Origin of the sequence: Microbulbifer celer, from assembly GCF_020991125.1 — a bacterium.
GTDB lineage: Bacteria > Pseudomonadota > Gammaproteobacteria > Pseudomonadales > Cellvibrionaceae > Microbulbifer > Microbulbifer celer.
The window spans coordinates 345,652-369,716 of sequence record NZ_CP087715.1 but is presented as its reverse complement, the minus strand read 5'-3'; the positions used below and the strand labels follow the sequence as shown (position 1 = coordinate 369,716).

19 protein-coding genes, 1 tRNA gene and 1 pseudogene are annotated in these 24,065 nt (G+C 59.7%); 8 read left to right on the top strand and 13 right to left on the bottom strand.

Features of this window, described 5'->3' with window-relative positions:
* Positions 1-189: 189 nt before the first annotated feature.
* Positions 190-945 (bottom strand): TetR/AcrR family transcriptional regulator, encoded by a 756-nt coding sequence (locus LPW13_RS01400; protein ID WP_230437668.1) that lies wholly within the window; start codon positions 943-945, stop codon positions 190-192.
* A gap of 418 nt (positions 946-1,363) precedes the next feature.
* Here LPW13_RS01400 and xdhA point away from each other — a divergent pair, with 418 nt between their 5' ends.
* From xdhA to LPW13_RS01375, 5 genes are all read left to right on the top strand, one after another.
* Positions 1,364-2,926, top strand: a complete 1,563-nt coding sequence (gene xdhA / locus LPW13_RS01395) for a xanthine dehydrogenase small subunit (protein WP_230437667.1) — start codon at positions 1,364-1,366, stop codon at positions 2,924-2,926.
* Positions 2,919-5,336: a xanthine dehydrogenase molybdopterin binding subunit gene (xdhB, locus tag LPW13_RS01390; protein ID WP_230437666.1), complete on the top strand. Its 2,418-nt coding sequence runs from the start codon at positions 2,919-2,921 to the stop codon at positions 5,334-5,336. Before xdhA ends, xdhB begins: the two co-directional genes overlap by 8 nt.
* Positions 5,333-6,223 (top strand): xanthine dehydrogenase accessory protein XdhC, encoded by an 891-nt coding sequence (gene xdhC, locus LPW13_RS01385; RefSeq protein WP_230437665.1) that lies wholly within the window; start codon positions 5,333-5,335, stop codon positions 6,221-6,223. Before xdhB ends, xdhC begins: the two co-directional genes overlap by 4 nt.
* Before the next feature lie 178 nt (positions 6,224-6,401).
* On the top strand, positions 6,402-7,121 hold the full coding sequence (locus LPW13_RS01380) for a YebC/PmpR family DNA-binding transcriptional regulator (protein ID WP_230437664.1): 720 nt from the start codon (positions 6,402-6,404) through the stop codon (positions 7,119-7,121).
* A gap of 220 nt (positions 7,122-7,341) precedes the next feature.
* On the top strand, positions 7,342-7,761 hold the full coding sequence (locus LPW13_RS01375) for a hypothetical protein (protein ID WP_230437663.1): 420 nt from the start codon (positions 7,342-7,344) through the stop codon (positions 7,759-7,761).
* Positions 7,762-7,851: 90 nt separating this feature from the next.
* Here LPW13_RS01375 and LPW13_RS01370 read toward each other — a convergent pair.
* From LPW13_RS01370 to rlmE, 8 genes and pseudogenes are all read right to left on the bottom strand, one after another.
* Positions 7,852-8,193: pseudogene (locus tag LPW13_RS01370) on the bottom strand (restriction endonuclease); the annotation flags it as partial.
* A gap of 290 nt (positions 8,194-8,483) precedes the next feature.
* Positions 8,484-8,569, bottom strand: a tRNA-Leu gene (locus LPW13_RS01365).
* A 33-nt stretch (positions 8,570-8,602) separates the two neighbouring features.
* Positions 8,603-9,043 carry a preprotein translocase subunit SecG gene (gene secG / locus LPW13_RS01360; protein ID WP_230437662.1) on the bottom strand — a complete coding sequence of 147 codons (441 nt, stop codon included), beginning with the start codon at positions 9,041-9,043 and terminating at the stop codon, positions 8,603-8,605.
* A gap of 82 nt (positions 9,044-9,125) precedes the next feature.
* Entirely contained in the window at positions 9,126-9,866 is a 741-nt protein-coding gene (gene tpiA, locus LPW13_RS01355) for a triose-phosphate isomerase (protein WP_230437661.1), read from the bottom strand.
* A gap of 137 nt (positions 9,867-10,003) precedes the next feature.
* Positions 10,004-11,350 carry a phosphoglucosamine mutase gene (gene glmM, locus LPW13_RS01350; RefSeq protein ID WP_230437660.1) on the bottom strand — a complete coding sequence of 449 codons (1,347 nt, stop codon included), beginning with the start codon at positions 11,348-11,350 and terminating at the stop codon, positions 10,004-10,006.
* A 69-nt stretch (positions 11,351-11,419) separates the two neighbouring features.
* Positions 11,420-12,262, bottom strand: a complete 843-nt coding sequence (folP, locus tag LPW13_RS01345) for a dihydropteroate synthase (RefSeq protein ID WP_230437659.1) — start codon at positions 12,260-12,262, stop codon at positions 11,420-11,422.
* A 167-nt stretch (positions 12,263-12,429) separates the two neighbouring features.
* Complete coding sequence (ftsH, locus tag LPW13_RS01340; RefSeq protein WP_230437658.1) at positions 12,430-14,352, bottom strand: ATP-dependent zinc metalloprotease FtsH; 1,923 nt, start codon at positions 14,350-14,352, stop codon at positions 12,430-12,432.
* A 335-nt stretch (positions 14,353-14,687) separates the two neighbouring features.
* Positions 14,688-15,308, bottom strand: a complete 621-nt coding sequence (gene rlmE, locus LPW13_RS01335) for a 23S rRNA (uridine(2552)-2'-O)-methyltransferase RlmE (protein ID WP_230437657.1) — start codon at positions 15,306-15,308, stop codon at positions 14,688-14,690.
* A 178-nt stretch (positions 15,309-15,486) separates the two neighbouring features.
* On the opposite strand from rlmE, the gene yhbY reads away from it, so the two are divergent.
* The 3 genes from yhbY (at position 15,487) to LPW13_RS01320 (ending at position 17,809) form a co-directional block, all read left to right on the top strand.
* Positions 15,487-15,792 (top strand): ribosome assembly RNA-binding protein YhbY, encoded by a 306-nt coding sequence (gene yhbY, locus LPW13_RS01330; protein WP_230437656.1) that lies wholly within the window; start codon positions 15,487-15,489, stop codon positions 15,790-15,792.
* A 176-nt stretch (positions 15,793-15,968) separates the two neighbouring features.
* A complete protein-coding gene (locus LPW13_RS01325) occupies positions 15,969-16,721 on the top strand; it encodes a c-type cytochrome (RefSeq protein ID WP_230437655.1) in 753 nt (250 codons plus the stop codon).
* A gap of 2 nt (positions 16,722-16,723) precedes the next feature.
* Complete coding sequence (locus LPW13_RS01320) at positions 16,724-17,809, top strand: c-type cytochrome (RefSeq protein ID WP_230437654.1); 1,086 nt, start codon at positions 16,724-16,726, stop codon at positions 17,807-17,809.
* A gap of 74 nt (positions 17,810-17,883) precedes the next feature.
* Here the strand turns inward: LPW13_RS01320 and LPW13_RS01315 are convergent, their stop codons facing one another.
* The 4 genes from LPW13_RS01315 to LPW13_RS01300 form a co-directional block, all read right to left on the bottom strand.
* Positions 17,884-18,690 carry a rhamnogalacturonan acetylesterase gene (locus LPW13_RS01315; RefSeq protein WP_230437653.1) on the bottom strand — a complete coding sequence of 269 codons (807 nt, stop codon included), beginning with the start codon at positions 18,688-18,690 and terminating at the stop codon, positions 17,884-17,886.
* Between the two features lie 68 nt (positions 18,691-18,758).
* Complete coding sequence (locus tag LPW13_RS01310) at positions 18,759-20,726, bottom strand: hypothetical protein (RefSeq protein WP_230437652.1); 1,968 nt, start codon at positions 20,724-20,726, stop codon at positions 18,759-18,761.
* Between the two features lie 329 nt (positions 20,727-21,055).
* Positions 21,056-22,453, bottom strand: coding sequence for a Re/Si-specific NAD(P)(+) transhydrogenase subunit beta (pntB, locus tag LPW13_RS01305; protein ID WP_230437651.1), 1,398 nt, complete (start codon positions 22,451-22,453; stop codon positions 21,056-21,058).
* A 12-nt stretch (positions 22,454-22,465) separates the two neighbouring features.
* On the bottom strand, positions 22,466-24,010 hold the full coding sequence (locus tag LPW13_RS01300; protein ID WP_230437650.1) for a Re/Si-specific NAD(P)(+) transhydrogenase subunit alpha: 1,545 nt from the start codon (positions 24,008-24,010) through the stop codon (positions 22,466-22,468).
* Between the last annotated feature and the right edge of the window lie 55 nt (positions 24,011-24,065).

Below are 24,065 nucleotides of genomic sequence, written 5' to 3'. Positions count from 1 at the left end.
GTTTTATTTTAATGCCGCCAGCGGTCTCTCCCCTCCGCAGGCAGGAAAAAATTAAACCAGTGATGATGGTTGCGTCAAGAAAAACCTGATCAAATGGTCAGAAACTGAAAGGGACATCGTGCCGGACTCGATCCGGCATCCAGCTTCGTACCACTGGATTCCGGGTCAGATCCGGAATGACGATTTGGCTTATTCGAAATCCAGATCCACTTCCACCGACTCAAATGGCGGCACTTCCAGCCCGCATCCGCGCAGAATCACCTCAATCAGAAACTTCGCCGCGTGATCGAAATCCTCCCGGGTGTATTCCGCCTTGTTCTCGATCACCAGAATCTGGGTCTGGAAGTCCGCATAGTGCTGGGTGGAGGACCAGATCAGCAGGATCAGTTGCACCGGGTCCACCGGGGCCATACGGCCTTCATCGATCCACTGCTGTATCACCCCGGAGCGGTCGCGCACCCAGTCGCGCATGTTGGTGCGCAGATGCTCTTTCAATACCGGCGCCCCCTGGATCACTTCCATGGCAAACAGGCGCGATGCCAGGGGATGGGTGCGGGACATTTCCACCTTGGCCTTGATAAACCGCGCCAGGGTCATGGCCGGATCATCTTCCGGCCTGATCGACTCGAGCATCACATTCCAGCGCCCGGTAATGGCGTCGAAAAGGGCGGTGTAAATGCGCTCCTTGTTACTGAAGTAGTAGAGCACGTTGGATTTCGGCAGCTCCGCCCGCTCGGCGATGCGCTGGATGGTGGTGCCGCGAAAGCCATGCTGGGCGAACTCCTCCTCCGCCGCCGCCAGAATCCGCTCGCGGTTGCGCACGCGGATTTTCCCCGGGCGTTTCTTGCGGCCCGGCTTGTCCGGGCCTTCGGCATCCATATCCAGTGCGCGGGCGAGTTCGGCTTCTTCGGTACTCTGACGGGGTTCGGATTTCTGGTGAGGCATAGCGGCAATTTGTGATTGTTTCCTACAAGCGGCCGACAATAGCTCAACCACCGGGCTCAGGCAAAGTGACGCCGCGGCCAGACCAGACTCCACCGCTCTTCCCACCCTTCCTGAAGAACCCAAAACGCGCTTTCGGTCACCGAAAATAATCGACCACATGATCAGCTTTCATGCCGCTCCCCGCTGTGCCACCCGAAAAACCTGACCATTCAATCTAAATTTTTACTTGTCCATTTGGTCAAGAAAATGTAAAACATTGGTTCGCCGGGTTATTCGGAGCGCTGTCCTGGCGGCTCTATGTTCAGCGTGAAGTAGAGATAGAGAGAAAACCGGCCGGCACCTGGAACCAGAAACTAACCAGTGAGCCGGCAAGAACCGTCGCAAAACCAATAAGCAAACGAGAAATGCGGGGATAACAGTGATCGAGTTTTATCTGAATGGTCGGCATCAGCAGCTGGCGAGCGTCGACCCCAACCTCACCGTGCTGGAATGGCTGCGCACACAAGCCCGCCTGACCGGAACCAAAGAAGGCTGTGCTTCCGGAGACTGCGGTGCCTGTACCGTGGCCATCGGTAGCCTTGAACCATCCGACCAGAAATCCACAGGCACCGGCGACCGACTGCGCTACGACGCGGTCAACAGTTGCATCGCCCTGGTGGGCAGCCTGCACGGCAAACACCTGATCAGTGTGGATGGCCTGCAGACGGAACCGGCGCACCCGGTGCAAAAAGAAATGGTGGAATGCCACGGTGCCCAGTGCGGCTTCTGTACCCCGGGCATCATCATGTCCCTGTTCGCACTGCACACCGAAAGCGTCGCCACTGGCAAAACCTCAGACGACGCGGCGCTGATGGAATCCCTCTCCGGAAACCTGTGCCGCTGCACCGGCTACCGTCCGATTGTGGAAGCCGGGCGCAAGGCGGCAGTGCAGAGCTGGGAACCGGCTGACGGGGCCGAGCAGAAAACGTCTTCTTCCGAGATCGACCTGCGCGGCCCCGCCTGGCTGCAGCACCCGGACATGATCGCCACCCTGAAACAGGTACAGAACAAAAGCGTTTCCATCACCGCCGAATCCGGCCGACGCTACGATGCCCCTAACAGTCTCGAACAACTGCGCCAGTTGCGCGCAGAATTCCCCGAAGCGCGACTGGTGGCCGGTGCCACCGATCTGTCTCTGGAAATCACCCAGCTCCTGAGAGACCTGGAACATGTGATCGGGGTGAACAATATTCCCGAACTGCAGCAGATCCGCGAGCAGCAAGACGGGCTCTACCTCGGTGCCGCCGCCAGCTATCGCGCCGCGCAGCACGCACTGGCCAGCCGCTGGCCGCACTTCCACACCATGCTGGAACGCCTCGGCTCCTTGCAGATCCGCAACCGCGGCACCGTGGGTGGCAATATCGGCAACGCGTCTCCCATCGGCGATATGCCGCCGGCGCTGATCGCCCTCGGCGCAGAGCTGGAACTGGACAGCGTGGACGGCGTACGCCGTTTACCGATTCAGGATTTTTTCCACGATTACAAAAAAACCGATCTGCGCAAAAACGAATTTATTCGCGGGGTGTGGATTCCTGCACCGGCGGCGGACGAACAGCTGTTGATCTACAAGATCTCCAAACGTCTGGACGACGATATCTCCGCAGTGCTGGGCGCATTCTGGTTCCGGCTCGACGGCGCCATTGTGGAAGATTGCCGGCTCGCCTTTGGGGGCATGGCTGCCATTCCCAAGCGTGCGGCCCATGCGGAAAACGCGCTCCGCGGCCAGCCGTGGACACTGAGCACCGTGGCCAATGCCATTGCTGCGCTGGACCGTGATTTCACCCCCATGAGTGACGTGCGCAGTTCCGCCGCCTACCGCCAGCAGGTGGCCGGCAACCTGCTGCGCCGCGCTTTACTCGACTCCGCGCGCAGTGACTTCAAGCCCGTCCAACACCACGACCAGAACCAGAAAAAACCGCTGATGGTGACCGAATATGCGTAAACTCCCGGAAATCGATCGCACCCCAAACCCCGCGGGCCACGCCAACAGCGCCCGCGGTGTCGCCGGCAATTCTGCCATGCACGACAGCGCGTGGAAGCATGTGCGCGGCGAAGCCCGTTATATCGACGACATGCCGGAACCGGAAGGTGTACTGCACGCGGCGGTGGGGCACAGCACCCACGCCCACGCCAAGATCAAATCCATGGACCTGTCTGCGGTGCGCGCTTTCCCCGGTGTGGTGGCCGTGCTTACCGTGGACGATGTCCCCGGGCATATCGATATCGGCCCGGTGTTCCCCGGCGATCCAGTGCTCGCCAACGGCCTGGTGGAACACGTGGGCCAACCCCTGTTCGCCGTCGCCGCCACCAGCCTGCGCGCCGCGCGCCAGGCCGCGCGCCAGGCAAAAGTGGAATACGAGCCACTGGATCACGCGGTCACCGTGCACGACGCGCTGGAAAAACAATTGTTCGTGCGTCCGGATCACACCCAGCAGCGAGGGGATTTTGAAAAAGCACTAAACGAATCCCCCCATCGCCTGCAGGGCGCCATCAACGTGGGCGGCCAGGAACACTTTTATCTGGAAAGCCAGGCCTGTCTGGTAGAGCCCAGTGAAGATGCGGGCGTACACGTCCACACCTCCAGCCAGCACCCGTCGGAAGTGCAGACCCTGGTGGCAGAAGTACTCGGCCTGCCGATTCACGAAGTCACCGCGGAAGTCCGCCGTATGGGTGGCGGCTTCGGCGGCAAGGAAACCCAGGCCGCACCGCTCGCCTGTGTGGCCGCGCTACTGGCCCGACACACCGGCCGCGCGGTGAAGTACCGCCTCGCCCGTTACGACGATATGGTGCAGACCGGTAAACGTCACGACTTTTACAACACCTACGACATCGGTTTTGATGACGACGGTGTATTGCAGGGCGCCGACATAATGGTCGCCGGCCGCTGTGGTTACTCCCCGGATCTGTCCGATGCCATCGTCGACCGCGCCATGTTCCATTCGGACAATGCCTACAGTCTCGGCCCCGCGCGTGTCACCGGTCACCGCTGTAAAACCCACACGGTATCCAATACCGCGTTCCGCGGCTTCGGCGGTCCCCAGGGCATGATGACCATTGAAATGGCCATGGACGATATCGCCCGTCACCTGGGCCAGGATCCGCTGGATATCCGCAAACGCAATCTCTACCGTCCGGGACGCGACACCACCCATTACGGTCAGGTGGTGGAACAGCATGTGCTGGCGGAGCTGATGGAAAAACTGGAAATCAGCGCCGACTACCGCAAGCGCCGCGAAGAGATTGTCACCTTCAACCGCGACAACCCGGTGCTGAAACGGGGCATTGCCCTCACGCCGGTGAAGTTCGGTATTTCCTTTACCGTGCAGCACCTGAACCAGGCCGGCGCGCTGGTACATATCTACACCGATGGCAGCATCCTGGTGAACCACGGCGGTACCGAAATGGGCCAGGGGCTGTATATCAAGGTCGCGCAGGTCGTCGCAGCAGCGTTCCAGGTGGATCTCGAGCGGATCAAGGTCACTTCCACCCGCACCGACAAGGTCCCCAATACCTCCCCCACCGCCGCCTCTTCCGGCTCGGACCTTAACGGCATGGCGGCGCTGGATGCCTGTGAAAAAATCAAAGCCAATCTGGCCGACTACGCCGCACAAAAGTTCGGTGTGGACGCAAGCGAAGTGCGTTTTGCCAACAACCAGGTCATCGCTGGCGAACACGCCGTGGACTGGGCCGAGTTTGTGCAGGGCGCCTACACCGCGCGCATCCCGCTGTTCTCCAGCGGCTACTACCAAACCCCCAAAATCCACTACGACCGCAACACCGGCCAGGGCCGACCGTTCTACTACTACGCCAACGGTGCCGCCTGCTCCGAAGTGATTGTGGATACCCTCACCGGGGAGTACCGCATTCTGCGCTCGGATATCCTTCACGATGTGGGCCAGTCCCTGAACCCGGCAATCGATATCGGCCAGATTGAAGGCGCGTTTATCCAGGGCGCCGGCTGGCTGACCACCGAAGAACTGGTGTACGCGGACGACGGCCGCCTGCTCTCCAACGGGCCGGCCACCTACAAGATCCCCGCCGTATCCGACGCGCCGCTGGACTTCCGTGTCAGCCTGCTGGAAAACAGTCCCAATAAAGAGGCCACGGTGTTCCGCTCCAAGGCCGTGGGCGAACCGCCATTTATGCTTGGCATGTCGGTGTGGTCCGCGCTGCGCGACGCCGTCGCCAGTGTTGCCGACTACCGTCACAGCACACCGCTGGACACACCCGCCACACCGGAACGCGTGCTCGGCGCCGTTACCCGCACCCAGGAGTGGCTGGAGCAACAGCGCGCAAAAGACACCGCACATAAGGGTGAAAAGGAAGGTAACAGGAAAGGTGCACCGGCATGATGCAATCCCTCCCCTGGCACAAGGCCGTGGCAGACTGCGAACAACGTGGAACACCCTACGTACTGGTCACGGTACTCGGGGTAGCCGGCTCTGTGCCGCGGGAGCCCGCGAGCAAAATGGTGATCACCACCACCGATACGTTCGACACCATTGGTGGTGGCCACCTGGAGTACAAGGTCATCGAGCGCGCCCGCGGACGCCTCGAGCAGCGAGAATACGGCTTTGACCTCTCGCACTTCCCCCTGGGCGCCAGCCTGGGGCAGTGCTGCGGCGGCAGTGTGGCGGTATTGCTCGAGGCCCATGGCAGCAGTGATGCACGCCTGGTGGTATTCGGTGCGGGCCATGTGGCCCAGGCCATCATGACCATTGCCGGCCAACTCCCGTGGCAGATCACCTGGGTGGATTCCCGTGCGGAAACCTTTCCCACTGAAGTGCCGGCCAATGTCACCGTGCATCACACCGACGACCCGGCAGGCGATGCCGCGGAACTCTGCCACAACGCCCACGTGCTGATCCTCACTCACAATCACGCGCTGGACTTTGACCTGTGCTGGAAGCTGCTCGAACAACAACGTAACGGCAAAGCGCCGGCCTCCATCGGTCTGATCGGATCGCAGACCAAAGCGGTGCGTTTTCAACAACGGCTGCAGCAGCGGGGATTCGGTGAAGAAGAGATTGGCTCCATCCGCTGCCCGGTCGGGCGCACGGATGTACCCGGGAAACGTCCCATGGAAGTGGCGGTCTCCATTACCGCGGAAATGATTGCACTGGTGGCAACGGGAACCGGTACAGCAGAAAAGCAAACCCGACGTGGATTGCAGTGGAACCAGCTCAAGGCATTGAAAGTGGCAGATTCAGCGGAGGCAGTAAACGCGAAGGCCGGCTAAAACCGGCCCCGCCAAACGATGTTCACTCAAGGGTATTAACACCTACCCTGTCTTTTTGACCGGCCTGGTAAACCACTAGCGCCGGTCTTTTTTTAGGCCCCGAATCGCTTCATTTCCCCCGGCGCCGCCATTAAAATCATCGCTCTATCGGATACCAGAGATACCGGAGCACCCACCCATGGGCAGAGCTTACCAAAACCGCAAAGAATCAATGGCCAAGACCTCGAACATGAAGGCCCGGGTCTACAGTCGCTATGGCCGCGAAATCTACGTGAGCGCAAAGTCTGGAGGCACCGACCCCAACGGCAACCTCGCGCTCCGCAGCCTGATCGAGCGCGCCAAGAAAGACCAGGTGCCCAGCCACGTCATCGAGAAAGCCATCGACAAAGCCAAAGGCGGTGCCGGTGAAGACTTTGCCCGCGCCCGCTACGAAGGCTTCGGCCCCGGCGGCTGCATGGCCATCATCGAATGTCTCACCGACAACCCCAACCGCACCTTTGGTGACGTGCGCCAGGCCTTCACCAAAACCCACTGCAAGATCGGCACCGAAGGTTCCGTCAGCCACAGCTTCGATCACCTGGCCATCCTCGTGTTCAAACACGATGACGAAGAAGCGGTACTGGAAGCGCTGATGGAAGCGGATGTGGATGTGACCGATATCGAGAATGAGGACGGCAAACTCTCCGTCTTCGCCCCACATACCGACTACAACAAAGCCAAGCAGGCGTTAATTGAAGCGTTTGGTGAGATCGATTTTGAGGTGGACGAAATTCAGTTTGTACCGCAGACGTATACCACGGTGAGCGGGGATGATGTGGCGCTGTTCGAGAAGTTTACCGCCATGCTGGATGACTTAGAGGATGTGCAGGCGGTTTATCATAATGTGGAGGGTGTGTAGACAAACTTCGCACACTGCCGTTTCTCCCCCAACAGTAGGCAAAAAAGCGCTCCTTGACTGCTGCATAAACCCTGAATGCACTGGTCCAGATTCCGGACTCTGGACCAGATCGTGAAATTTCAGAGCTCTCACACTCTCATCTGGAGGGGCACGCCACTATCTGGAACGGCAACGCCTGTTCCGATAAATGCTACTTTCCAATATCCCAAAAGGCCTATTTATGGGAACTCAAAAGCAGGCACTCCTCTTTCTGAGTCTCTGTCTGCTCTCTGCCTGCAGCAAAAGCACTGCATCAGATAATCAGAAAACCACCAAAGAAGAACAGGATTTCCGCAAGTACGCCACTGCCATCTGCCTGGGATCTTCTTTCAGTGAAGAGTCAATAATGGCCGACGCCAATCGCTCTGCGAATGTCTATTTAGGCAATGTGGATCTCGCCGCATATGACGCCTTGAGAACTCAATTGAAGGAATGGAAGCCAGACGGATTCACCACCAAGAATGGCCCACAGGCCGCCATTGCTCGCTGTATGGAATTCTCGGAATCTGAGGCAGTCAACGATGTATTCCTACAGTTTGATCCCTGTGGGAATGAGGAAGCCTGGCTAGACGAAAAGGACTTTACGGCTCAATGCAAATGACTCATTGAAAGTGAAGAACTGACCAAGTTAAGCGATTTCATTGAATCGCTTTCGTATCAGCGAAACCACGCGAAATAAAGGGCCATCTAATTAATCAACCGGCCAGTAGATCCGCACAAGTGGTACCAGTGCCCGGCCTTCCAAATCGAAACTCTCGTAGTGGCTGACAATCAAATCGGCCAGATCGTCGAGGTCGACTAGGGTGAGCGGGAAAGTAGAACGGTCGGCCTCGTAGCGCGCCTCTCGGCTGAAGCCCCCCGTGCTGACGAACAGGCCGGAATCCCCTTCCCTCAGCGCGCCGATAAATCCGCGGATTGCCGGGGCACCCATGGATCCATCGCGGTGCTTTACCTCCGCCTTGATGCGCGGCTGAGTAAGGCCAAGGCCGTCAGGTGAGGCTATAACGTCGACACCGCGATCCGGGCCCTTGGGGGATACCTTGGCCTTATTTTGACTCTTTTAGGGTACTCATAGTGCCAATATAGGAAATTTTTTAAACCCAATCGATAATTTTGTTTAATTATTTTTCAATATGGGTACTTAAAGTACCTAAATACGGAAAAATATAAACTCTAATTATAGAAACAAGTAAGGAAGAATCCATTGGGTAAATAAGAATGAAGAACGGCTGCTGGAGTGGGCGAAACGCACCCTCAGGAACACAAAAGCCCCGCAATGCGGGGCTTTCGGAAGAAACCGGTCGAACGATCCGGCTTTTGATGTGGTGCCCAGGGCGGGACTTGAACCCGCACGAGCATAGCTCACTACCCCCTCAAGATAGCGTGTCTACCAATTCCACCACCTGGGCAAAAACTTTCGTTTTTGATTTAAGCCTTTCGGCTTACTGAGGCTGCTCCTCAGTTTCTGCTTCGCTGCCGGCTTCCGGCAGTTCGGCTTGCGGCGCTTCCTCTACGGAGGGCAGCTCGTCGGAAGCCGGGGCTTCCTGCTGCACTTCCGGGATGTCGTCGGAAGCGGCCGGTGCGTCACCGGACTGCTCTCTGGATTCGACTGCGGCCGGTACTTGCGGCATGCCGTCGATTGCCGGTGCTTCGTCGCGGCTGGCGAGGATGGCCAAGCCGAAGCTGGTGACGAAGAATACGGTTGCCAGAATTCCTGTCAAGCGGGAAAAGAAATTTCCGCTGCCCTGGCTACCAAATACGGTGTTGGAAGCACCCGCGCCGAAAGAGGCACCGGCTTCTGCGCCTTTACCCTGCTGCAGCAGAATCAGGCCGATGATGGCCAGTGCTGTCAGGATATGGACGATCAATACCAGTTTTTCCATTGTCCAGAAAACCTGTTGCTCGGGCCTTGGCCCATAAATGAAATTTACTCGCTGCCCGCGGTGGCCAGGTTAAAACTGGCACTCAACCCGCCGCGCGACAGATACTTACAAACTCTTCCGCCTTTAAAGAGGCGCCGCCCACCAGGGCTCCATCGATGTCCGCCTGGGCGAACAGTTCTGCAGCGTTTGCACTCTTAACGCTGCCCCCGTACAGGATTTGTACGGATGCGCCTTTGTCGCCCAGTTGCTCGCGGATAAACCGGTGCACTTCCTGGGCCTGTTCCGGCGTTGCGGTCTTGCCGGTGCCGATGGCCCAGACGGGCTCGTAGGCAACCACGGCATTGTGCCAAGTATCCGCCAGATTAAGCTGGCTTACCGCGGCGATCTGCTCGGCGACCACATCGAGGGTCTTGCCGGATTCCCGCTCCTCGAGGGACTCGCCCACACACAGGATCGGGATCAGGCCGGCGCCTTTAGCGGCGGCAAACTTGTCCGCGACCAGGGCACTGCTTTCGCCGTACAGGCTGCGCCGCTCGGAGTGACCAACAATCACATAACGGACGCCGCAATCCTGCAGCATCTCGGCGGATACTTCGCCGGTAAATGCACCACTGGCATGCTCGCTGAGGTTCTGCGCCCCCAGTTGCAGTCTGCTACTTCCGGCTTCCGCCACCTGGGTCAGGTAGGGGAAAGGCGGACAGATCACCACGCTGGTGGAACACTCATCGGATGCCAGCCCTTCGGCCAGCGCCGCCAGCAACTGGTCGGCAAATGCCTTGGTTCCGTGCATTTTCCAGTTGGCAGCTACTAGGGGTGTGCGCATGTGTGCTCCTCCAAGGGGCGCAAATCTTAGCGACATTGCCGGCAACATACAACCAGCGACGCGCAATATTTACCGGTTAATCAACAACTTCCAGCGCGCCGCCGACGATCGGCGGAAATCGGGCCGGGGAACGGGCCTCAGGCGTTGCCGGCCTGCTCCACTACGGCGGCGATATCCGCGGCCAGCTTCTCCACCAGGGCGTGATCCTTGCCTTCGACCATGACCCGGATCAATGGCTCGGTGCCGGACGGGCGCAACAGCACGCGGCCGTTGTCCGCCAGCTCGCCTTCCGCCTCTTCTACCGCCTTGATCACCCGGGCATTCTCCAGCACCCCGTCGCGGCTGGTGAGACGGACATTGATCATGTGTTGGGGCAGCATCTGCATGCGCTGGCTGAGCTGATCCAGCGGCTCACCGAAATCGCTCACCGCGCGCAACACCTGCAGCGCGGAGATGATGCCGTCGCCGGTGGTGGTGACATCGGTACAGACGATATGCCCGGAGGATTCGCCGCCCACGTGCCAGCCATTCTTGCTCATCATCTCCAGCACATAGCGGTCGCCCACCTTGGCGCGAACAAACGGGATCTTGCGCTCTTTCAGGGCCAGCTCAAAACCGTAGTTGCTCATCTGGGTGCCCACCACGCCGTTACAACCGCCGAGGAACTGCTGGCGGTGGATGGCGATGAGGAACAGCAGCTGGTCGCCGTCGATCAGGTTGCCCCTGCTGTCCACGAACATGACCCGGTCGCCGTCACCATCGAAGGCGATACCGAGATCCGCGCCCTGTTCAACCACCACCTTCTGCAGCTGCTCCGGTTTGGTGGAACCGCAATCGAGGTTGATGTTCACGCCGTCCGGCTGAATGCCGATGGCGTGCACCTCCGCGCCCAGTTCGCGGAATACCTTGGGGGCGATGTGATAGGTGGCGCCGTTGGCGCAATCAAGCACGATCTTGAGCCCTTCGAGGGAGTAGCGCCAGGGTGTGCTGGCCTTGCAGAATTCGATATAGCGGCCCACCGCATCGTCGATGCGCCAGGCCTTGCCGAGATCTTTGGCGGTGACCATAGGCAGGTCCAGCGCGGCCTCGATATCCTGCTCTACCTGATCCGGCAGCTTGCTGCCGTCGGCACTGAAGAACTTGATGCCGTTATCCTGGTAGGGATTGTGGGAGGCACTGATCACGATCCCCGCCTGAGCGTGGAAGGTGCGGGTGAGATAGGCGATGGCCGGGGTGGGCATGGGGCCCAGCAGGCCGACATCGACACCGGCATTGATCAGGCCGGCTTCCAACGCGGCCTCGAACATGTAGCCGGATACCCGGGTGTCTTTACCGATCAGGATACGGTTGCGACCGCCGGATTGGTTGGTGGCGCCCAGCACCTTGCCCGCGGCATAGCCGAGGCGCAGCATGAAATCCGGGGTAATGGCGCCTTCGCCTACCTGCCCGCGGATGCCGTCGGTGCCAAAATACTTTCTCGCCATCTTTAAACTCTCTTACTTCTCATTGGTACGCACTCGTACTGATCAATTTCTTTTTCTTTCAAATCGACATCAGGGACAGTCGACCATCTGCTGTAATTTCAGCACGTCTACGGTTTCCGCCACGTCGTGTACGCGGATAATACCAGCACCGCGCTGGGCAGACAGCATCGCCAGCGCCAGGCTGCCGGGCAGGCGCTCGTCCACGGGGCGGTCCAGCAGGCGGCCGATCATGGATTTGCGCGACATGCCCACCAGCAGCGGAATATCTTCCGGCGCCAGTTCACGCTGACGGCGCAGCAGTGTCAGGTTGTGTTCGTCGTTTTTGCCGAAGCCGAATCCCGGATCGTAGATCACCCGCTCGCGGGGAATGCCGGCGGCGATGCAGGCTGCCAGGCGCTCGTCGAGAAACGCACGCACTTCTGCCACCACGTCGGTGTACTCGGGGTTGGACTGCATGGAGCCGGGCTCGCCCTGCATATGCATCACGCAAACCGGCAGCCCGGTCTCAGCGGCGGTTTCCAGCGCACCGTCTCGTTTGAGCGCGCGCACGTCGTTGATCAGGCCGGCGCCGGCGCTCGCGGACTCGCGCATGACGGCGGGGGTACTGGTATCCACCGAAATCACCACATCCAGGCGTTGGGCGATGGCTTCCACTACCGGCACCACCCGCTCCAGTTCCTGCTGCTCGGTCACTGTTGCGGCACCGGGACGCGTGGATTCGCCGCCGATGTCGATGATAGCGCCGCCCTCGCTGCAAATCTGCTCGGCGCGTCGCAGCGCGAGCTCCAGGTCGAGGCCGCCTTGCGCGTAATAGCTGCCGCCGTCAGAGAAGGAATCCGGAGTGGTATTCAGGATGCCCATTACTTGTGGGCGGGAGAGATCCAGAATGCGCTTGCCGCAGGTTAGTTGCATGGGAGGGATACCGCTCAGCAGGAAGTTATTTTAAAGATTTAGACTTACAGGCTTGGATTGACATGCCACTAGCTGGAAAGCCAGCACGCAAAAGCGGGCCAGAGGCCCGCTTTTGCGGACGGGAGCCTGAGCTTCAGGCGTCCCGACGGGGACGAGAGTGCGCCGGGTCAGTGGTCGTTGACCGGGCCGCCCACCGGAGTATCGCCGTCTTTGGCATCGTCTAACGGCTTGGGTGGCACGTCGGAAACTTTTTCCGCCGGGCCGCCACCACCATAGTCGTTGTCGTGCCAGTCCTTGGGCGGACGCACTTTGCGACGGGCCATAAGATCGTCCACCTGCTCCGCATCCAGGGTCTCGTATTCCATCAGAGCGTCTTTCATTGCTTCGAGAATATCGCGGTTCTCTTGCAGCAGGGTCTCCGCGCGCTCGTAACAGGTGTCGATGATGCGGCGCACCTCGGTGTCGATCTCGTTAGACGTATTGCCGGATACCGGGTTGCCATGTCCGGGCTGGCCGGTCTCATCTTCACCGTAGTGCAGCGGGCCGAGTTTCTCCGACAGGCCCCACTTGGTCACCATGTTGCGGGCGATATCCGTGGCGCGCTCGATATCGTTGGAGGCACCGGTGGTCACTCCGTCCGCTCCCAGGGTCATCTCTTCGGCGATACGGCCACCGAACAGGGAGCACAGCTGGGATTCCAGGGCGCGCTTGGACAGGCTGTACTTGTCCTCTTCCGGCAGGAACTGGGTCACCCCAAGAGCACGGCCGCGGGGAATGATGGTGACCTTGTGCACCGGGTCGTGCTCCGGCACCAGGCGACCAATAATGGCGTGGCCGGCTTCGTGGTACGCGGTATTGGTCTTTTCTTTTTCGTTCATCACCATGGACTTGCGCTCGGCACCCATCATGATCTTGTCGCGGGCGCGTTCGAACTCTTCCATGCTCACCATGCGGCGGTTGGCGCGGGCGGCAAACAGCGCGGCCTCGTTCACCAGGTTGGCCAAGTCCGCACCGGAGAAGCCGGGGGTGCCACGGGCGATAGTCTGCGGGTCCACATGCTCTTCCATCGGCACTTTGCGCATGTGCACTTTGAGGATCTGTTCACGGCCGCGGATATCCGGTAGGCCGACGAATACCTGGCGGTCGAAACGGCCCGGGCGCAGCAGGGCCTTATCCAGTACGTCGGGACGGTTGGTGGCGGCGATGACGATCACGCCCTCGTTGCCTTCAAAGCCGTCCATTTCCACCAGCAACTGGTTCAGGGTCTGCTCGCGCTCGTCGTGGCCACCGCCCATACCGGCGCCGCGGTGACGGCCTACGGCGTCGATCTCATCGATAAAGATGATGCACGGAGCCTGTTTTTTGGCCTGCTCGAACATGTCGCGCACCCGGGAGGCACCCACACCCACGAACATCTCCACGAAGTCGGAACCGGAGATCGAGAAGAACGGTACCTTGGCCTCACCGGCAATCGCCTTGGCCAGCAGGGTTTTACCGGTACCGGGAGGGCCCGCCATCAGTACGCCGCGGGGAATGGCACCGCCGAGACGCTGGAACTTGGATGGGTCCTGCAGGAACTCCACCAGCTCCTGCACGTCTTCTTTGGCTTCATCCACCCCGGCCACATCGGCGAAGGTGGTCTTGATCTGGTCTTCACCCAGCAGGCGCGCCTTGCTCTTGCCAAAGGACATGGGGCCGGAACGCCCGCCGGCGCCGCCCTGCATCTGGCGCATGAAGAACATGAACACGGCAATGATGATCAGGATCGGGAAGCTGGCCACCAGCAGCTGCTGCCAGATGCTGGGGGATTCGGGCTCGCGGCCGTTGAACTGCACGCCACTGCGCACCATCTCGTTGATCAGTTCATCGTCAATGATCTGCGGCTGGATGGTTTTAAAGTGGCTGCCATCGGCTTTTTCGCCGGTGATGACCAGGCCGTCGACCAGTACGTTTTTCACCTGACCGGCCTGAACGTCCTCCACAAAGGCGGAATAGTTGATGGATTCGTCCCGGGATTGCGGTTTGAAATTCTGAAAGACCATCAGCAGCACCGCCGCGATGATCAACCACAACACCAGATTCTTTGCCATATCATTCAAAGGGATTGCCCTCTTGCCGTTGCCTTTGCAGGTACATCCATTCCACCCAGTATAGGCGGCGGTATAAATCGATTGTGTCGGCGCCGGTCTGGCGCCGAACAGGACCCGTGGTGACGGGCCGGGTTCAGCCTTGCGGTGTGCTTCTACGACGCCTTACTGCGATCGGCTCCCTACACCAGATAGCTGTGCTATCGGCTGGTTGCAAATCCGCTACCGTCCTGACCGCCTTCCTTTTGTGCCTTCAGGCGGTCGCCGGTCAAACCACAGCCTTTTAACACACAGAGACGCCGGCGCCCAAACTTTCGGCCGGCGAATCTGTGAGCGGGTCATCCCTTGAAGCCTTTGGCCACCACGTAGACCTCTCGTGAGCGCGGCCGGGATGCACCGGGCTTGCGGGTCACCACGGTCTGGAAGCGGGCGCGCAGGTCGCGGTAGAGTTCGTCAAAACCCTCGCCCTGGAACACTTTGGCCACAAAGGCACCGCCCGGCTTCAGTACATGACCGGCCATGTCCACCGCCAGTTCCACCAGATACATGGAGGCCGGCTGATCTACAGCACGCACTCCACTCATATTGGGGGCCATATCAGAAATCACAAGGTCGGCGCGCTCTTCGCCGAGGGTTTCCAGCAGGGTTTCGAATACCGATTCTTCGGTAAAGTCCCCCTGCACAAACTCGACCCCGGCGAGGGCGTCCATTTCGAGGATATCCGAGGCCAGCACACGGCCTTTGTGACCCACCAGTTCCGCCGCCACCTGGGACCAGCCGCCGGGGGCGGCGCCGAGGTCCACCACGGTCATGCCGGGTTTGATCAGTCGGTCTTTGTCCTGCAGTTCCTGCAGCTTGTAGGAAGCACGGGATCTGTAGCCTTCCTTCTGGGACTGTTTGACGTACTGGTCGTTAAAATGTTCACGCAGCCAGCGATGGCTGCTCTTGGATCGGCCCATCAGTTACAATACATCGTCAAAGGGTTGATCGGGCAGGAGACACAGACTGCCATCAGCCGTGCCACTCGCAAGCCCCCCGTTCTTTCGAATCTCCCGATTCTCTCGGTTTTCTCGAACCTGACGGACGGAGCCTGCCACTAATCCTACTGGAAATCCTGCTGTAAGGATGGAGTATTGTATGCCTTTAACCGCCGAGCGTAAAAAAGCCCTGCGCACAGTCGGTCATAACCTCAAGCCGGTGGTCACCGTTGCCGACAAGGGACTGACCGAAGGGGTGCTCGAAGAACTGAACCGCGCACTGGAAGATCACGAGCTGATCAAGGTGAAACTGGCGGTGAATGACCGCGATGTACGCCGCGAAGTGATCGCAGAACTGTGCCAGAAAAGCGGCGCCGAACTGGTGCAGGAAATCGGCAAGATCGCGCTGATCTTCCGCAAGGCCGAGAAGCCCAACGCACGGCTATCCAACCTGCTGCGCCCGTAATTGCCCACCGGCTACCACACCTGAACGGGGCACAGCATCGGCCTGCCCCCGCCCCGGGGCTGGACGCCCGATCCAGCCCCACCGGTTGATCCCGACAACTCCTCTACACTGAAAACGAGCTACTGCCCGCGCCAGGCGCCATTCCCAGGCGTATTTCAATGTACCGGAGGCCCCCTGTGAAGATTCCGCCCAAGATCTGGGTGCTACCTGCCCTGCTCTGCGGTGCATTGCTGGCAGCGATTTCCGGTAATGCCCAGAATGCCGAGGACAACACGGCTCAGGACGAGGGGATCAAACCCCGCGGTGAACCTTTCACCCCCCAGCAAGACACCACCCCCACCCCGCCGGAACCAGTAGGCGACGCCACCCGCGATATTCCGGGTTTCCCCAAAGAAGCCGAAGTCTGCGTTGAATGCCACGACCTTCAGGGGGAAGGACGCCCGGGGCTGGGGCCACGCCTCGCCGGGTTGCCGGTGGAGTACTTCCGCGAGCAGGTGCACGGGTTCCAGGCCGATAAGCGCAAAAACACCACCATGCATGTGCTGTCCGGGGAAGTCACAGACCCGGTGCTGAACAGGATCGCCGCCTACTTTTCCTCACGGCCACTGCCTCCAATCACCCCCAAACTCCGTGGTACTCAGGTGGTATTCCGCAACCCGGCGGAGAAACTCGCCTATCAGGGTGACTGGTCCCGCGAGATACCCGCTTGTGTCACCTGCCACGGCGCCTCCGGAATCGGCTCCGGGAATATTCCGCCCCTCGCCGGACAGCAGGAGGCATACCTCAGCGCACAATTGCAGGACTGGAAAAGCGGCAAACGCACCACCGACCAGGACAAGGTGATGACAAAGATCACCAGCCAACTGAGCAAAGAAGAAATAGACGCGCTGGCCAGTTACTTCTCCAATATCGGCCAGCAGGGAGAATAGTGATGCGTCAATTTCTATCCACACTGCTCATCGTTGCGCTCGGCGTGACACTCACCGCCTGTGACCGCGGCGAATCGGGCCAGCCCGATACCGAATTACCGGACCGCCAGGCGCCGATTCCGAACCCGGATGCGGACTCCGGCCTGCCCAGAATCCAGCCGCGCCCTCTGGAGCAGATTCCCGAAGGCGCGTTTGGCGATAAAGTGAAGCGCGGCTATCAACTGTTTGTGAACACCCAGGAACTGCGCGGCAAATATGTGGGCAACGCGCTCAACTGCGTGCACTGCCATATGGATGCCGGGCGCCGCGCCAATGCCGCGCCCCTGTGGGCGGCCTATTTCGCCTACCCCGCCTACCGCAAGAAAAACGACAAGGTAAACAGTTTTGCCGAACGCGTTCAGGGCTGCTTCACCTATTCCACCAACGGCGCCCCGCCACCGGCCGACAGCCCGGAAATGATCGCCATTGCCGCCTACGCCTACTGGCTGGCCATGGGCGGGCTGATGGATCACTTTGGCATCAATGGCGAGGTCCCGGAAATCTCCGACACGGACCTGGTAACCGGAGCCAAACGGGAAGACTTCCCGCTGCCCGTCGACATCGCCAGGGCGCTGCCGGTGGACCAGCGGGACAAACTGCCGGGGCGCGGTTACCCGAAGCTGGACAAGCCTGCGCGCGACTATTCGCCGGAAAAAGGCGCGGAAGTGTATACCGCCCACTGCATGGCCTGTCACGGCCCGGACGGTCAGGGCTACGAAGCCGCAGGGGTTCACAACCTGCCGCCGTTGTGGGGGAAAGACAGCTACAACTGGGGCGCAGGCATGCACCGGGTCAACACCGCGGCGGCGTTTATCCACGAGAATATGCCGCTGGGCAAAGGTATCCAGCTGACACCGCAGCAGGCGTGGGATGTAGCGGCGTATATCAATTCACGGGAGCGCCCGCAGGACCCGCGCTTTGAGGGCGACGTGGAAGCATTGCGCAAACGGTATCACAATCATCCCGGTTACTACGGAAAAGCGGTGGATGGGAAAGTCCTGGGGGAAAATGCGTTCCCGGACTTCAAGCAGATGCAGCAGGAAAATTAAAAAGGGAGAACGCAAGGCGAGCAATAAAAGACGAGCAGAGTGCTGAAAGATTCTCAGCACTCTACTCGGTCAAATCAGTATTTTAAAGCCAGGTGCTTCGGATCCGGTGTCCGCAGGCGTTTGCTCAGTGGATGCTCGCGCTTGCGCAATTCATCCAGAACCAACTGCGCCACTTCCCGCGCGCCCATATGGTTCAAGTGGGTATCGTCGCGCACACCCACCGGATAATTGGGATGCTTGCCCGGGGCGATGTGCATAAAGCGCAGGGCACTGTCCCGATCTCCCATGACCTGGAAATATTCCCGGGTCACCACTTCCATATCGATGAAGAATACATCTTCTTCCGCAGCCACTTCGCGCACCAACGGCGCGTAGGGATGGGTGTGCTTGATCTTGTTGGCACCGTCAAAATAGCGACGGGTGATGGGAGACATCAGGATCGGTTCGGCATCTGCCGCGCGTACATCGTTGATAAAGCGCGCCAGGTTGGCCTTGTATTCTTTGGGCGTGGTGTAGCGGTCTTTTTTGCTTTCGGACTCGTCATTGTGGCCGAACTGGATGACGACGTAATCTCCCGCCTGCAGTTCTTCCATGATGCCGGCCCAGCGGCCTTCCTCGATAAAGGTGCGGGTACTGCGGCCATTGCGGGCCCGGTTGTCCACCTCGATACCGTCTTCAAAAAATACCGCAAAGGGCACGCCCCAGCCGGTTTCCGGGTAGTCCTTGATATCCTTGATGGACATGGTGGAGTCACCGGCCATGAATACCTTGGTGGTCTCGCGCTCGGCGGCCTCTTCCGCCGCCAACGCACTGGACGCGCCGAGGGCGAGGCTGCCCAGTAGTAGCAGCTGTTTTGATAGGGATTTAAAGGTTCTCGTCATCACACTCTCCTTCTTCGAGTTTTTTATCTGTGTTCGCCGGACTGCTGGTATTCCCGGGCTACGCAAAGTCAGAACCGCGTGGGCGGATTGAAGCTCCGAGGTAGCTGTGTCGGCATAGGGGCTTTTGCATTGGGTTTGGATACCTCGTAGCGCAGTACGCCGTAGCTGCCGGCGCAGGACGGATTCAGGTTTTGCACCCAGTTTTCACCGGCGCAAAGGCTGATCGGCGTCAGTCCCAGCAGGTGATCCTCCGCCTGGGGCCCAGCTTCCGGCAGCAGTTCATAAACAGCAGCCTTGGCCCGCTCGCGAATATTCTCATCACCAATGCGGTTGCGCTGGCCCTGGGCCACCACATAATCCTCGGCATAGGGCGAATTCGGCTGGTTGGTGACCGCGATATCCCGCTGGATGCCGTAGCGCAGGCTCATCATGGTCTCCTCGAACAGCATCGCGGTGTCTTCCCACTTTGAGGAATAGGCATAGAAATCGTTGGCGGTATCGGGAAAGAAAAAGTCGGCGATATCCTCTGCCAGATAACTCTTCTGCATTTCACTGGCCTCGGCACCGGCGTAACGCACCTCTGCCAGATCAAACAGTGGCTGGGACAACAGCGGATTGATGCTGGCCACATACTCATTGACCGGGTCACCGGAAGAGGCCTCATTGAAGAAAATTTCGCTCTCATCCAGGCCGGCATCGATTCTGGCCGGCGACATGGCGTCATTGGCGTGGGCCAGTTCGTGATACATCAGAGATCCCAAATCGAGTTCCACCTCCTGCAGAGTACGGCTTTCCCGATTCGCCACCGGGTAGCTGGTGAACGCGTAATTGTTGTTTTTCACGTAGCGCCAGGGCGTGGCGAACTGCAGTGCGGAACCGAAGCCACTGCGGTAATCCGGCTGCTCGTTGATCACGTCCCGCTCAGCCGGGGTCAACCACAGGCTGTCCGGATCCAGATAGATGGCGCCGGTGAGCTGCCAGTAGAACGAGGGGCGGATATCGCTGGAAATGACGATCGCGGTGGTGGACCGCAGCAGACGCGCAAAATCGTGATTGGTCTTGTCCATCTCCCGCAGGAAAGTCTCAAAGCGCTGCCCCATCCAGTCGTGGGAGACCAGCACGTGATCCATGATCTGGTCCACGGTGGGCATGTCGCTTTGCATACCGATCAGCGGCAGCGCTCCCAGAGTACAGAAGCGTTCGTCGGTGAGCTGATTGGAATAGACACAGTCCGCGAGATAATCCCGGTAGGGGCTGTCGCTGCGGTAGGTGTAAACGTTATTCAGAGGCGAGTCAGTGCCGCAGTATTCACCACTGCCATCACAAAAATATTCACTGGTGACCTCGGGGCGGTCCTGCACCACCACATAGGCGGTATCCGTAATCCGGCGGCCATCCACTTGCAGCTCCGCCTCGAATTCCAGCACCCGGTCTCCTGACACCTTGGGCGCGGTGACAAACGCCACCACCTCGTAATCGTCAAACTCAACGGTGGCCGTAGGGCCGGACACCTGGCGGATATTCCAGTCGTCAGGCTCCGTATACAGACCGCTGGCGGTCAGACGCAGGGAGAACTCTGCGCCTTCACTCACCGCGCGGTCCGCCCGCAGGTGTGCGCGGACATCATCGTCGCCCGGGGACACCCACAGGCTGTAGGTGTCCGAGACGCTGTCGCCCTGGCGGTTGGTGGCGGTAAAACTGAATGCATAGGTATCGGCGGCGGGCGCGTCGAAGCTGATCCCGGCGGTGCCCTGACCGGCGAGAGGCACCTTGGGCCCGGCAATCTGCTCCCATTCAAAACGGTGGTAGCCGGATTCGGAAACAGCGGCGACAACCCCCACAGAGTCGTAGCGATCGGCGTTGCTGTCACCAGCAAAAGTTACCGACACGGGCTTCGGCCCCGGCGCGGGGCCGCCGGTATCCGGATCTGAAGAGGAGCCGCCTCCGCCACCACAAGCGGTGAGCAGGGAGACAATCAAGGAGACACTGGAGGTAAACAGGGCGGTTCGAACGGTGCAGGAAAGGTTTCGGTTCATAGTCTGACTTTTTTGTTATAGACCTGATTTGTAAAAGCAGCGTTCAAGGTTATCACCGACGCCAACCAGCGGCGACCGGATGTCGTGTCTAGTGCTCCGAGCAAATTGGCCTGTCCACTTTACTACTCTGTCCGACCAGTCTCAATCCCTTTACTGTCCTCCTGTACTATCCCCCTTATCTACCCCCTCCCCTGTCGTCTCTTACTTCTCATCTTCATCTAACAACGGCTTCAGCAAACAGTGACCCCGCAAACAAAAAACGGGCGAGCCCCGAAGGGCCCGCCCGTTTTTAGAGAACCTCTGACGCAGGTTGCGTCAGGCGCTTATCATCATGCGCCAGCCATTTTACCCAACACACTCTGCAGGCTGTCTTTGGCATCGCCGAACAGCATGCGCGAGTTGTCTTTGTAGAACAGCGGGTTGGCAACGCCGGCATAACCGGAGGCCATGGAGCGCTTCAGCACGACCACTTTGCCCGCCTTCCACACTTCCAGCACTGGCATACCGGCGATGGGAGAACCGGGTTTTTCCACCGCATCCGGGTTGACGGTGTCGTTGGCGCCGATCACCAGAACTAGGTCGGTTTCCGGAAAGTCGTCGTTGATTTCTTCCATCTCCAGCACGATGTCGTAAGGCACATTGGCTTCCGCCAGCAGTACGTTCATGTGTCCGGGCAGGCGGCCCGCTACCGGATGAATACCGAAACGTACGGTCTTGCCCGCTTTGCGAAGCTTGTCGGTGAGGTCGCTCACCGCCTGCTGAGCGTGGGCCACGGCCATACCGAATCCGGGCACGATCACTACGCTGTCGGCGTTTTTGAGGTCGTCCGCCAGCTCGTCGTGGGTGGTGGCAACCGCTTCGCCTTGCTCTTCACCTTCACCACTGACGTCCGCGCCATCGGAGCCGAAGCCGCCCAGGATCACGCTGATAAAGGAACGGTTCATACCGCGACACATGATGTAGCTCAGGATGGCACCGGAGGAACCGACAAGGGCACCCGTCACAATCAGCAGGTCGTTGCTGAGCATGAAGCCGGTGGCTGCCGCCGCCCAGCCGGAGTAGCTGTTCAGCATGGAGATCACCACCGGCATGTCCGCACCGCCGATCGCCGCGATCAGGTGGATACCCAACAGCAGTGCGATGGAGGTCATCACCAGCAGGTTGATGATAGTGGTGGAGCTCTGGTCGGCGGGGATGAACTGCGCTCCCAGTACCACACACACCAGTATGGCGATCAGGTTCAGCCAGTGGCGCGCCGGCAGCATCAGCGGTTTACCGGAGATCAACCCCTGCAGCTTGCCGAAAGCGACGATGGAACCGGTCAGAGTGATGGCACCAATAAACACACCGATGTAGATCTCACTATTGTGCACAATGTGCTCGGCACCGTGCAGGTCCAGGCGCGGATCCAGGTAGCCGCCCCAGCCGATCAGTACCGCGGCCAGACCCACAAAGCTGTGCAGCAGGGCCACCAGCTGTGGCATCGCGGTCATCTCCACCTTGCGTGCCAGGTGGATACCCACCACGGCGCCGACGCCCATGGCGATGCCGACCGGCAGGTAAGCTCCGCTGGTAACGCCGGCAACGGTGGCGATGATGGCAACCGCCATCCCCACCATGCCGTAGTAGTTACCGCGACGCGCGGTTTCATGTGTGGACAGTCCGCCGAGGCTCAGGATAAACATCACCGCGGAGAACAGATAAGCCATGGAAATTACACTATTCATGTCTGCTTCTCCTTAGCGACGGAACATTTTCAGCATGCGGTGGGTCACGAAGAAACCACCGAAGATGTTGATGCTGGCAAACAGCACCGCGATAAACGCGAGCACCGTCACCAGGAAGGAACCGGTGGCTCCCACCTGCAACAGCGCACCGACAATGACGATGCCGGAAATGGCGTTGGTCACACTCATCAGCGGCGTGTGCAACGCGTGGGACACATTCCAGATCACCTGCCAGCCGATAAAGATCGACAATACAAACACGGTGAAGTGGGCCACGAAGTCCGCCGGGGCAGATTTACCCAGCCCCAGCAGCAGTGCACCGGCAATGGCCCAGAAGGCCACCAGCGACAGCGGTGAGGTTTTCTTCTCCGGCTTCGGTTCCACGTCGATTTGCGGCTCCGGCTCTTTCGGCTTCTGCGGCGCGGCAGAGATTTTCGGCGCGGGCGGCGGCCAGGTGATTTCCCCCTCCTTCACCACGGTGGCACCGCGGATGGCCTCGTCCTCGAAATTGATGGTGATCTGGCCATCCTTCTCCGGCGTCATGTCCGTCAACAGATGACACAGGTTGGTGGCATACAGGGTGGAAGACTGGGTAGCGGCCCGGCTCGCGAGATTGGTGTAACCGAGAATAGTCACGCCACTCTTGACCACCTTCTGGTCCGCCTCGGTGAAATCGCAGTTACCGCCCATTTCCGCCGCCAGATCCACAACCACTGAGCCCTCGGCCATGGTTTCCACCATGTCCGCCAGCCACAGTTTGGGGGCCGGTTTGCCCGGGATCAGGGCGGTGGTGATGACAATGTCCACTTCCTTGGCCTGTTCACGGAACAGGGCCATTTCCGCATCGATGAATTCCTTCGACATCTGCTTGGCATAACCGCCAGAGCCGGAACCGTCTTCCTCGATCTCCACGGTGAGGAATTCCGCTCCCATGGACTCTACCTGCTCGCGGACTTCCGGGCGGGTATCGAAGGCGCGCACAATGGCACCCATGCTCTTGGCGGTACCGATGGCGGAAAGGCCCGCAACACCGGCGCCAATGACCAGTACCTTGGCCGGCGGAACCTTGCCCGCCGCGGTAATCTGGCCGGTAAAGAAGCGACCAAACTCGTGCGCCGCCTCGATCACCGCGCGGTAGCCAGCAATGTTGGCCATGGAGCTGAGTGCGTCCATTTTCTGCGCGCGGGAAATACGCGGGATGGACTCCACCGCCAGCGCATTGATGTTTTTGTCGGCAAACTTCTTCAGCAGCGCTTCGTTCTGGGCCGGCTTCAGGAACGCCACCAGGGTGGCGCCACTGGGGATCAGGTCCAGCTCCTCATCACTGGGCTGCTGTACTTTCAGTACGATGCCCGCCTGCCCCAGGCAGTCGGCGGCGCTGTCACTGAGTTTCGCACCCGCCTTTTCATACTCTGCGTCGGGAAAGCTGGCCGCTTCCCCCGCGCCTTTCTCGATTACAACGTCAAAGCCCAGCGCCTGTAATCGCTTAACGCTGGCTGGCGTTGCCGCGACCCGCGCCTCTCCCGGCGCTGTCTCCTTTGGTATGGCAATAATCACCGTTTGTGCTCCCGTTTTATTGATTTCTCATTTTTATTGCGCTCCGGAAAGCGGA